We start from the raw sequence: 12,373 nt of genomic DNA, 5'->3' as shown, positions 1-12,373 counted from the left end.
GGTCAGGCACCACCCGCCCCGGCAGACACCGGGGCGGGCCCCCCGGGGAAAAACCGGAACCGCCTGCCGAAGAAACAGGCAAAGAGGATTGGACAATGTCTCGCAATAAGCCAACCAACGCAACGCACGCCGCGCACGCATATGTGTCCGGGGGCATTCGCACCGCGTGTTTCGGCGGCACTCTCGCCATAGTGCTCGCCATCTGTATCCCGCTCATCCTGTACCCGGCCGAAGGCGAGCGGATCATCAACCGACTCTTTACCCTCATCACCCGTGACATGGACTGGCTCTACCTGCTGGCGGGCCTCGGCTCCCTGGTGCTGATCCTGTGGTTTGCCTTCGGCCCGCTGAGCGGCAAACGTCTGGGCGATACCGTGGAATACTCCACCTTTTCCTGGATCGGCATGCTGATCTGCGCAGGAGTCGGCGCCGGCATCATGTTCGGCGGAGCCATCGACTGGGCCTACTACCTGGGCTACCCCCTCGGCGGGGAGCCCGCGGGATCCCCCAAGGCAATGAAATTGAGCTGCGCCTACGGCCTATTCCATTGGGGACCCATCTGCTGGGCCATCTACGCCACCCTGGCCGTGCCCATCGGCTACAGTTTCTATGTCAAGAAAGTGCCTATTCTAAATATCTCCCAGGCGTGCAGCGGCCTGCTGGGTGACCGGGTCCACTCCTGGCCGGGCAAGGTCATCGACATCCTGTTCATGGTCGGGCTGGTAGCCGGGTCAGCCACTGCGCTGGGGTTGGGCATCCCCATCGTGGCTGCGGGCGTGGCGTCGTGCTTCGGCCTGAACCACGGTTTCGGCCTGGAAATGGTCATTCTCGCGCTGGTCACGCTGCTGTTCTCAATCACTTCGTCCTTGGGCCTCAAGAAAGGGATGCACCGGCTCTCCGACTTCAATGTCTATGTCGCTTTGGGGCTGCTGCTTTACGTCTTTTTCGTCGGGCCCACCCTGTTCCTGACCAAAACCTCGCTGAATGCCGTGGGGCTGCTGGCCACGCATTTCGTGCGCATGGCCACAGCTACCGATCCCCTAGGCGGATCGAGCTTCACCCAGGACTGGACCGTCTTCTACTACGCCTGGTTCGTAGCGTACGCCCCATTCATGAGCTTGTTTATCGCCAAAATTTCCCGGGGGCGCACCGTGCGCCAGGTAGTGCTCGGCCCCGTAATCCTGGCTTCGTTGGGATGCGGTTTGTTCTACATGGTGTTCGGCAACTTCGGGCTGCACTTGCAAATCACGAAGCAACTCGACGTGGCGGCCCTGGTCAACAGCGTAAAGGGAGCCACCGCCATAATGGCCGTAGCCGACTTCATCCCGTTTCCCGCCGCATTCAAACTGATATTCTCCCTGGTCACGGCCATTTCCATGGCCACCACCTTCGACGCGGTGTCCTTCGCACTGGCCGCCACCACCACCGCCACTCTCACGCCCGAAGACGAGCCAACCCGCTGGAACCGCCTCTTCTGGGCGATCTGCCTGGCCCTGGTTCCGCTGGGCATCCTGCTTATCGACGGCCCTCTCTCGGTGCTGCAAACCGCATCCATCGTGGTCGGCCTGCCCGTACTCATCGTACTCTGGCTCGGTGTGGCTGCCTTTTTCAACGAATATCACCGCACGGGCTGGGCACCGGCGCCGATCGACGCATCTTGCGCCCCGTGGACAACAAAAGAAAAGGAGAACGGCCATGAAAGTCATTGACGTTGAAGATGCCGTCGGCACGGTGCTGTGCCACGACATCACTCGTATCGTGCCTGGGCAAAGCAAAGGGCCGGGATTTCGCCGAGGCCACGTGGTCCGGCAGGAGGACATCGCCGAGCTGCGCAAAATCGGCAAGGAGCATCTCTACGTATTCGATCTCGCCGACGGCTACGTGCATGAGGACGATGCAGCCCGGAGAATAGCTTCAGCCGCCGCCGGTTCCGGTCTGAAGCTGAGCGATCCGGAGGAGGGCAAAACCACCTTCACCGCCGCCGTGGACGGGGTGGTGGAAATCAACGCCGAACGGCTGCTCGCGCTCAATTGCCTGGGCGACATTCTCTTCGCCACGGTCCACGGCAATCAGTTTACGGCACGAGGGCGAAAGTTGGCCGGGGTCCGGGTCCTGCCTCTGGTGGTACCCGAAGCTTTGATCCAGAAAGCCGAGCATCTGCTTGAAGAATCCGGTCCGATCATCCGGGTTCGGCCGCTCAAACCGACACGTGTGGGCATCGTGGTCACGGGCAGTGAAGTTTACAACGGCCTTATCGAGGATCAGTTCGGCCCGGTAGTCCGCGACAAATTCAGAAGTTACGGCAGCACCATAATCGGCAAGCGGCTTGTTTCAGACGACCAGGCCATGACAGCCAAAGCCATTCTGGATTTCCTCGATGACGGAGCAGAGCTCATCGTGGTCACGGGCGGCATGTCCGTTGACCCCGACGACCGCACACCCGCCGCCATTCGGGCCGCCGGGGCCGAGGTGGTGACCTACGGCGCCCCCATCTTCCCGGGAGCCATGTTCATGCTGGCGCGCATGGGCGACGTGCCCGTGTTGGGTCTTCCCGGTTGCGTCATGTACTACCGTGCCAGCATCTTCGACATCGTCGTCCCGCGCCTGCTTTGCGGCATGGACGTAACCCGCGACGACGTCCTTTCCTTGGGCTACGGGGGCTTCTGCGAGGGATGCAAAACCTGTCGCTACCCAGCCTGCGGTTTCGGCAAATGACCTGCTTCCCCAAATACAGACCACTCAAAATGAGACAATCCCCGTATCGGTTTGCGTAACCGGCTAGATGTGAAGTTCCAAAAGACTGTTCACTCGTCCTAGATTTGCATAAGTTGAGATTACCAAGTCACAACCAGCAAACGTCAAACTAGTGAACATGCATCAAAATGCCAAACTGACTCCTCTTGGTCGAGCGGAAGTCAAACCGATTGTCATCATACGGGACTACAAGTGAAAAGGCATGGCGCACATCATACCGTTCGTTAAGAACGGCTGAGACGGTACTTCCACTCTTTGACACATCCAGCTCGGAGGAGAAGATCGGGGGTAGAAATCATCGGAATTAAACCAGACAGCGAAATCGTTGGTCTGAGAGACCCAGTATGCACCAGCAGCTGCTAAAATTATTGGGGCTGACATAGATATCTCTCCGTATTAGGGGAAACCATGAGGTTAAAGAGATCGCGTTTATCAGGGCGCACTTCTGGTCGGATCATTGAGCATTACGTGGCAGGTACCCCAGCCCGAACCGCCAGTGAGTTGGTCGACGTTAACCGCAACACCGCTATAAGTTTTTACCCTAGGTTACGGAATATTATAGCAGAGCAAATGCCCCCAGTGGATATATTTTCCGGTGAAGTCGAAGTGGATGAAAGCTATTCTAGAGAGTACAGGCGCGGCATTCGTGGCCGAGGTGCTACGGGTAAGGTCGCCGTATTTGGCATCCTCAAGCGCAACGGAAGAGTCTACGCGCAGATTTTGCCCAACATGAAATCAAAGACCTTGAAGGAAATCATCGACTCCCAAGTGCATCCAGATAGCGTTGTGTATACGGATGGGTTGTCGTCTTTTAAAGTACTCAATCTGTCTGAATTTAAACACTATCGAATCAATCACTTGAAGAAGTATGCCGATTGTCACAACCACATCAATGGCATTGAGAATTTTTGAAATCAAGCTAAGCGGCACTTGAAGAAATACAATGGTATCCCCCGTGAGCATTTTGGGTTGTATTTGAAAGAGTGTGAATTCAGGTTTAATTACGGCTCCCCAAAAGAGAAGTTATCTACCCTGAAAAAATGGATAAAGAGGCACAACATGGCATAGCTATCTATGTCAGCCCCAAAAACATTTGGCCAATGGGAAGGCGACTTGGTGCTGGGCTACAAAGGGAAGGACAATGTGGCGACCCTTGTCGAGATGTCCACGGGACTACTGTTGGCAGCTCACTGTAAAAGCAAACAAAAGAAGGTGTTACAGAATCAATCCTCGCCGCTTTTCGTGGGGTGGATGAGATCTGTGTGAAGACTATTACTCTTGATCGCGGCTCCGAATTTTCCGGCTATGCGAAACTGGAGAAAGAGCTGGATTGCAACGTATATTTTTGCCATCCGCAGGCACCCAACGAGAGAGCTCTGAACGAGCAGACGAACGGCTTGTTGCGGCAGTTCTATCCAAAACGAAAGTCTTCAAACTTCGCCGATCCAAGCAAGTTGAAGTGGGCGGTTGATCTTATAAACCATCGGCCGAGGAAAAAATTTGGCTACAGGACAACCTGGGAAATTATTGAAGAACGAGGCCTTGCTGAGGTGTTCAGTTTGGTTTGACAATCTGCGGGCGTCAAAAATCGAAGGGCCAAAGAAAACAACCTCTACATAGGGGTGTAAAGTCCCCGTAAACTAGGTCCATTGCAAAGTAGAGACTTCTGCCCCAAACTGGGAGTAGGAGTTTCATATGCGCAAATCGAGATTCAGCGAGCACCAGATCGTTCGGATTCTGAAATTCGTGGAAGGAGGACGAACGGTCAAGGACGTCTGCCGGGAGCATGGCGTGAGCAGCGCCACGTACTACAAATGGAAATCCAAGTACGGTGGCATGGAAGCATCCGACATCGTGCGGATGAAAGATCTTGAAGCCGAAAACCGCAAGCTCAAACAAATGTTTGCGGATTTGAGCCTAGAGAACATGGCCCTCAAGGACATTATAGAAAAAAAACTCTAAGGCCGGTTCAGCGAAAACAGCTCGTCACGCACATGATCAGTGAGTTCGAGATGAGCATTCGCAAGGCTTGTGCCGCTCTCGGCGTTAGCCGAAGCTACTACGCATACAAGCCACATCCGCGTGACGACAGAGATGTCATCGTCGCTTTGACTGAACTGGCCGAGAAAAAGCCTACATGAGGCTTCAGCAAGCTTTTTGCCGTGCTCCGCAAGCAAGGTAATATTTGGAATCACAAACGAGTCTGGCGTGTGTATTGCCTGCTAAAAATGAATTTGAAGCGCAAGGCGAAGAAACGACGTCCCCAAAGGACAAGGAAAGCCGTGACTCAACCGCTGCTGGTCAATCATTGTTGGTCGATCGATTTTATGCGGGATACGCTCTACAGCGGACGTGCCTTCAGGACGTTCAATGCTGTGGATGATTTCAACCGTGAAGTACTGGCGGTTGAGGTGGATACCAACTTGCCGGCTGGGAGAGTGCTCAGGGTTCTAGATCGGGTAGCCGAAGAAAGAGGGCGTTATCCGGAAAGCTGAGAATGGACAATGGGCCGGAATTCGTCAGTACGGCCATGGCAGCCTGGGCTGATCAACACGGCGTTGACCTGGAGTTCATACAACCAGGCAAGCCGACACAAAACTCATATATTGAGCGCTTCAACAGGACCTACCGGGAAGAAGTTTTGGACTTGTACATATTCGACAGTTTGAACGAAGTACGCGATTGCACAGAAAGATTCATCGGGGAGTACAACGAAGAGCGGCCTCATGAATCGCTAGGCGACATGACGCCAGTGGAATTTGCAGCCCAGAGGGCAGGGGGTACCCCCTGCCCTCTGGGCTCCCACCAAAAATCGGCGGGAAGTCTCTACTACTAGCTGGCCCTAAGATGGGGGACTTTACAGGGGGCCTTACTTTTCATTTGTATATTCTTTTGTATATTCCACAAAAAAAAGGCTTAGAAGGAAAACCTTCTAAGCCTTAACTTTCGTGTGGTGGAGCTGGAGGGAATTGAACCCACGACCTCTTGAATGCCATTCAAGCGCTCTCCCAACTGAGCTACAGCCCCACGTCGTTGGGAAGGACAACTTGTCTCAAGGGGCCGATGTTGTCAACAGAAAAAACGCACAAATTTCGGTGATTCGGAATTATTTTTCGGTCGCGGCCCGGGAGCGACGCCTTGCCAATAAACAATCCGGGTTGCCTGACACTCGGACAACAGCGGCATGACAGCAAGCCCCCTTTCCCGCACCACGTTCAACGGCGGTCGCTACGGCTCGAACATGGGCCGCTCAAAGTCAGCGCGCACCCGATCCGCCCCCCCTGCTCCAGCAAAAAATAGCGGCTGCGCACCGGAATACGACGTGGTGGAGGATCGACTATTCTTGCTCAATCCCAAGCAGGTCCGCAAAAAACCACAACGGCATCTTACCGAAACAGCAATAATTTTTATTTCCATTTTTAACACGCAAATGCAGAGGGTTATAAAACACTCCGGCTCAAAACCGGGTGGGGAAAACTGAAGCATGGGCATATTTTTTTCAACACATGCATGTTGAAAAAAATATAATTCACCCATAATCATCGATAAACGCGATTGCGAATATCTCCTAAAAGTCCAGGCACAATGGCTATAGTTGCCATCTTTTACACATCACAACCCATTGTGTTAACATATTTTATCGAATTTGACTAAAAAATGCCGAATGGCTATATCATAATACAGGCTGCTCACCAGTTAACTTTCATAACCGGACAAAAGAGATTGCTATGACCAACACTACATCAAAACAGCTTCAGGTGTCTCTCCCCGGCGCAGGAAAAACCCAAACGTACCAAGTCGAAGCCGACACCCCGGTCAAGTTCAACTTCGACTTGGCCGATGCGGTGTTCAGCGGTATCGACGGCAACCTCGACATCACCGTCGAGGGCGGCGGCACAGTCATCCTGGAAAATTATCAGGCCCTCGCCGACGCGGGCAGCCTTCCCTTGTTTGAAATGGTCAACGGAGAACAGGTCGCGGGCGACGTCTACATTTACGCCTTCGACGGAGTGGACCGAAACGCCGACCTGGAAACCGCGGCGGACAACGCCGACACGGGCTCAGGCGCGGGCCAGTATAGCGACGATCCCGGCGTGCTTGCAGACGGCATCGAAGCGCTGGGTGGCCAAGGCAACGCCTTTGGCGGAGCGGTTCTCGTAACCGCCGAAGAAACCCTCGGCGGTGCTGGCGACGGCGCATCTGCTGCGGCAGCGGTGACAGAGCCTCCCGTCATCCGGATTTCCGGCGACGACGCGGGCGCCGTGACCGAAGACTTCAACGTCAGCGAAAGCGGTCTGCTGATCGACTCCGGCCAGCTCTCCGCCTCGGATGCGAACGAATCGTTTGTCCCCGAAGACATCCTGGATTCCCATGGCGGCACTTTCTCCATCCTGGCCGACGGCTCCTGGACCTACCAGATCGGCAACGACAGCGTTCAGGACCTGGGCGAAGTGGACGGCGTCAACAGCGGTTTTTCCAACGACTTCACCGTCCGCTCCGCGAGCGGCGTTGAACACACCGTGACCGTGACCGTAAACGGCGAGAACGACGCCCCCGAAGGTGCGGACTTTTCCGTCACAGGCAACGCCTATGATGCCCCCGTGGCCATAGATTTCGACGTGGCCCCCATCACCGACGTCGAGGACGACGCCGGCGCAAGCGACGGCCTGGACACCGGCGTGGTCATCACCAGCCTGCCCGGGCACGGCACACTTTACTATAATGATACGGCCGTCACCCAGGAAGACATCGATAGCGGCACCCGCTTCGACGATCTCGACAATTTCCACTACGTGGGCGACGCACCCGCCACCAAGGGAGTGCTCCTCGGCTCCCGTCTGGCCGAAGACGCCAGCCTGGACAAGTGGATGCCCCGCCAGGTGGACACCGACGGCGACGGCAACCCGGACGTGACCATTTCCGCGAGCATCAACTCCGGCGAACTCGTGGTCTTCCACAACCAGCAGAACCACATCGACCATGGCCTGGCCAACGCCAGCCATAACGGTCTCGACCGCGGCGAAATCCTGACCATCACGTTCGAGGGCAAGAACGTTTCCCATGCCGAGATCGGATTCGGCGGCCTTGGAAGTTATTTCCACGCAGGCTCGAAGCAGGGCGCGCAAGCCACCTGGACCGCATACGACAACGGCGAAGTGGTGGCTTCCGGCACCGTCAACACCACGGTCATGACCTGGTACAATCATGTCACCGGACAGTCCGGCGTCATTACCGGCGGGGACGGCGACACCTTCCAGTCCCTGACCCTGGATCAGGGTATTCTGGACGGCCAGTCCTTCGACAAGATCGAATTCGGCACCACTGAAGCAACGGCCCGAAACTGGTACTCCAACTGGGAGTTGCAGTACATGGACGTGGAATTCGCCGAGACCGACTCCTTCACATACCGCCCCGTCGACAGCGAGGGGCTGGTCAACGACGGCGACGCGTACACCGTCACCATCGACATGCTTCCGGGCGCTTCCTCCGAGCCTCCGATCGCCGTGGACGACAGCGCCTCGGTGCATGAGCCCAACGAGCTCGGCCTGGCCCATACGGTCACGGCCAACGTGCTGGACAACGACTTCGACCCGGACAATACCCAGGGCGAGTTGCACCTGACCAAGGTAACTTTCGGTGACACCACCGTGGACTTCGCCAACAACGCCATCACCGGCGACGCGGTCTTCAACGCCGACGGCACTGCGACCATCCAGGGCGCACACGGCGAACTGACCATCGGCACGGACGGCGTGTATACCTACACCGCCACCGACGACAGTCCGGAACCGGGCGACAACCCGACCGAAACCTTCACCTACACCGTGTCCGACGGCAACGCCCAGGACGACGCAACCCTGACGATCGATATAACGGGACTTGCCGACAACACTCCGCCGACCGCCGTTGACGACTCCGGCTCCGGCTCCGGCTGGATCACGGGAGACGGAGGGCAGGCAGGCGAAGTCTCCGGCTCCACCAACTACACCCTGACCGCCGAGCGGTACGACGCCGACAGCGGCGACTGGGTTTCCGCCACGCTGTCCGAAAAGGGCAGCGGAGACGGCAAGCAGTACGGCGTGGAGTCACCCGACGACAGTACGGGCGCCGACGCCAACAGCATTGAGAACAACGGCGATCCCGAGCGCCTGCTCATCGAGTTCGACGACCCGCAGCAGTCTGTCAGCATCAAGCTCACGGGCGACGGCAGCGGGCAGGAGCATATCACCGCGTGGGATGCGCAAGGCAATGAAATCACTGATTTGGTCGTCACCCTGACAAGCGACGTCCATCTCATCTACAGCTCCGGCGGAACCGACATCGGCACGGTGGTAATCATGGCCGACGCCGACATCCCGAACGCCTCGGTGGCCTTGAAGGGAGTCGACTCCTCGATAGCGGCCACGCACCCGTCCGGCGCGTATGAAGCGGCCGAGATCACGGGAAACGTACTGGCCAACGACCACGACACAGAGGACACCGACTTTACGGATGGTCCGGGCTTCCCTGACGGCTCCACCGAACTGACCGTCACCGGAGCCGCCGCCGGGGACCTGGACAACCTTACCCCGGCCGAATACGCACAGCTCCTGGAAGACGGCGCTTTCGCGATGGGCACGCCCATCCACGGCCAGTACGGCGACCTGGTCATCTCCGCGGACGGCGAGTGGACTTACACCACCCATGACGGCCTGGCGGCGGGCGACTACACCGAGACTTTCACCTACCAGGTGAGCGACACCGGCAACGCGGTGGACTACGGCGTAATCACCGTCGCAGCGACCATCGACCAGCCGACCCTGACCGCCAACATGGACCTCGGACAGGCAGCAATCATCGACCCCGCCGCCACCGAGGTCATTCCCGGCGAGACCCATCACATCAACTTCTCCAGCGCGTACTCCGACGACAGTTGGAACAAGGCCGACAACCTGATCGGCCTCAATGTCACCGGCGATAACTCCAGCGGCGCATCAACGCTTTTGGTGAACCACGCCGACGGCTTGGGTATCATATCCTATTCCGCCGACGGTTACGTGGATGAGTCTTTCGAGATCAGCCACGGCGCCTACCCGGGCGGGACCGGCACCGACTCCATGATCCTCGATTTCGGCAACAACGGCTTCAAGGAGCCGCAAACCGTCGAGATCACCTTGAATGGAGTCTCCGACGGCGAATCCGTCATATTCACCGTCACGGACACCCTCGGCAACACCTACACCTTCGATTCCTCCGCAGGCGGAGACGGCACGCTCCTCACCGATACAAACGGCAGCGGCGTCACTCTCTTCAAGACGAACAACCTGCAGTACGAAGTCCGAGGCTCCATGGCCGGATACGACGAGAGCAACGCCAAGCTCATCGACACCATCGCCATCACTCCGGGAGCAGGCTCCGCATTCCGTGTCGCGAATGTCGACGTCATCAGCGAGGGGACTTGGGAACCGGCCCTGCAGGCCGCGACCGGATTCCTGCTGGCCAACGATTACAGCTCGGACAACGCGGCCATGGAAGCCGCCATCGTCGGTTCGGGCGTAGGCCAATGGGGCACGCTCCAAATCATCGATTCCTCCACCGGCGAGTGGGTCTACACTCTCGACAAGGACATCGTGCTCGATGCGGATAACGGGCTGCACGCCCCGACAGTGGAGCAATTCACCTATCAGGTGACCGATGCGCACGGCCAGACCGATACCGCCACGCTCTATGTGCCGGTGCAGTACGGCAGCGTCCAGTCCGACCACGGCACCGAGGGCAACGACTGGGTCCACGGCACTTCCGGCGACGACAACATCACCGGCCTGAGCGGCAGCGACCTGCTGTTCGGCGGGTCCGGCGACGACGTCATTGCAGGCGGCGCGGGGCACGACTACATGGACGGCGGCAGCGGCGACGACACCTTGTTCGGCGGCAGCGGCAACGACCACCTGTTCGGCGGCACCGGCGACGACACCATCAACGCGGGAGACGGGAACGACACCGTGTACTTCGGCGGGGGCCACGACACCGTGACCCTGGGCGCCGGCGCGGATACGATCGCCATCGACCCGAACTACCTGTCCGACAACAACGCCGACTCCATGTCCGTCCAAGACTTCAACATCAACGAAGGCGATCGGATCGACCTCAGCGGCCTGCCCGGCGGCATTGTGGAAATATCCTCCGCCGGCAACAGCAACGACCTGATCCTGTCCATCGACGGCGCGGACATCGCCGGAGACGACATCACCATCACGCTCCACGGAGTGCTGCCCGCGACCCACGATGCGTTCGACCACCAGGTGGACCTTTCCGCCGGCGACGATCTGAACGCAGTGATTCAGCACATCATCAACTCCGGGGGCCACGACTCCTAGCCAACCGACACCCCCGGCCCGGCCATGCCGCCGGGCCGGGGGATTTTCCCGGATGAGGCTTTTCTCCCGAACTAGGAAAGCGATATGAACGAAACAACCATGCTTGGCACCTACACACTGGACGGAAACGTTCCGGTCTCGCCGGAGATCGTCCTGGCCAATTGCCACGACACAACCATGCTCGGCCGCCTGGTGGCCATGTTCGAAGGCGACCCGGACGTCAAATTCTTCATCGTGCATGATGTGGACCGGACTTCCGTCGACCTCGGCGCGGCCTTTCACTTCGTCAAGGACGCCGGGAGCTGGGTGCTGGCCAACAACAACACCCTCCACTCCGTTCTGTTCGACGACGCGAGCTTCAATCCGAACGGGCACGAAGGGACCTTTGCCCTCACCCCCCTGGCCGACGGGTCCTATTTCATCGACACCGGCGACGGCGCTGCGCATGGCGCGCTGCTCGTGGACATGCCCGACGACGACATCTTCGGCAACGGCGTCGAAGCCGCGGAAGCAGGAACGGGACACCACGCCGACGCGGATTCAAACAGCCTGTTCATCGACCCCTCGGTACTGGGCGACGGGCAAAGCGAGATCGTGGTCACCAATTTCAATTTCGGCAGTGACCACCTGGAACTTGCCGACGCTCTCTCCGTGAAGGACGTGGTGGTGGACAGCGAAAACGACCAGACCTCGATAATTCTCAGCCAGAACGACCATGCGGGCGACGACATCGTAGTCAAGCTTTTGGGAGTCTCCCACCCGGATATCCCGGCACATGGCTTCCATGTCGAAACGGACCACTCGGCCGACGACCTTATCAACCACCTCATTCATTCCGGCCGCGATGTGGATTAAGGCCGCCGCCGCGAAAAAACAGTATCCGACAGGGGATAGGGATGGAAACGACCAGGACTATCCGAGAATTACGTTCACAGGGAAACAACGTCGCCCATAGGCCTCACGCAAGCCGACCAGGCCGTCATCAAAATCACTTACGCAAACCGGTGAAACAATCCGCCCCGACCTATTTCGGGCTTGCCGGACAACAATCAAACGCAGAGGCTGCCCGGTTTCATCCGAACGACGGGCTCGATTCACCCCAACCAGCGCGGATGAAATCGGATATCCGGAACATGCCTATTATACTAACATTCTTGTTTCCTTTCAGAAGTATGGTTTCTTATAATTGAAACCAATCTTCCTTGACCCTACTTATTCACCAGGCTATAAGAAAAAAAATTAAGCAATTCGTGTAACCATGA

Annotated in this window: 5 protein-coding genes, 1 tRNA gene and 3 pseudogenes; 8 read left to right on the top strand and 1 reads right to left on the bottom strand. The window is 57.6% G+C overall.

Translation table 11 applies throughout. The annotated features are described in order from the left end of the window. The first annotated feature begins 95 nt into the window (after positions 1 to 95). From PSN43_RS04780 to PSN43_RS04760, 5 genes and pseudogenes are all read left to right on the top strand, one after another. Entirely contained in the window at positions 96 to 1,709 is a 1,614-nt protein-coding gene (locus tag PSN43_RS04780; protein ID WP_272699568.1) for a BCCT family transporter, read from the top strand. Further along, positions 1,696 to 2,715 (top strand): molybdopterin-binding protein, encoded by a 1,020-nt coding sequence (locus PSN43_RS04775; protein ID WP_272699567.1) that lies wholly within the window; start codon positions 1,696 to 1,698, stop codon positions 2,713 to 2,715. Before PSN43_RS04780 ends, PSN43_RS04775 begins: the two co-directional genes overlap by 14 nt. Positions 2,716 to 3,162: 447 nt before the next feature. Beyond that, positions 3,163 to 3,822: pseudogene (locus PSN43_RS04770) on the top strand (IS1595 family transposase). Between the two features lie 143 nt (positions 3,823 to 3,965). Beyond that, a pseudogene (locus PSN43_RS04765) lies at positions 3,966 to 4,322 on the top strand (IS30 family transposase); the annotation flags it as partial. Between the two features lie 127 nt (positions 4,323 to 4,449). After that, a pseudogene (locus PSN43_RS04760) lies at positions 4,450 to 5,590 on the top strand (IS3 family transposase). Positions 5,591 to 5,705: 115 nt separating this feature from the next. Here the strand turns inward: PSN43_RS04760 and PSN43_RS04755 are convergent. Beyond that, a tRNA-Ala gene (locus PSN43_RS04755) sits at positions 5,706 to 5,781 on the bottom strand. A 157-nt stretch (positions 5,782 to 5,938) separates the two neighbouring features. Between PSN43_RS04755 and PSN43_RS04750 the strand changes: the two genes are divergently transcribed. The 3 genes from PSN43_RS04750 to PSN43_RS04740 all read left to right on the top strand — a co-directional run bounded on the left by PSN43_RS04750 (position 5,939) and on the right by PSN43_RS04740 (position 11,966). Continuing rightward, positions 5,939 to 6,235, top strand: a complete 297-nt coding sequence (locus tag PSN43_RS04750) for a hypothetical protein (protein WP_272699566.1) — start codon at positions 5,939 to 5,941, stop codon at positions 6,233 to 6,235. A 247-nt stretch (positions 6,236 to 6,482) separates the two neighbouring features. Continuing rightward, positions 6,483 to 11,111 carry a VCBS domain-containing protein gene (locus PSN43_RS04745; protein ID WP_272699565.1) on the top strand — a complete coding sequence of 1,543 codons (4,629 nt, stop codon included), beginning with the start codon at positions 6,483 to 6,485 and terminating at the stop codon, positions 11,109 to 11,111. A gap of 84 nt (positions 11,112 to 11,195) precedes the next feature. Then, positions 11,196 to 11,966 carry a hypothetical protein gene (locus PSN43_RS04740; RefSeq protein WP_272699564.1) on the top strand — a complete coding sequence of 257 codons (771 nt, stop codon included), beginning with the start codon at positions 11,196 to 11,198 and terminating at the stop codon, positions 11,964 to 11,966. Positions 11,967 to 12,373 lie beyond the last annotated feature (407 nt).

The sequence above is a fragment of the Desulfovibrio sp. Fe33 genome (assembly GCF_028532725.1).
Taxonomy (GTDB): domain Bacteria; phylum Desulfobacterota; class Desulfovibrionia; order Desulfovibrionales; family Desulfovibrionaceae; genus Pseudodesulfovibrio.
Note: the sequence above shows the minus strand (reverse complement) of the source record. Positions and strands in the feature narration are given on the sequence as shown.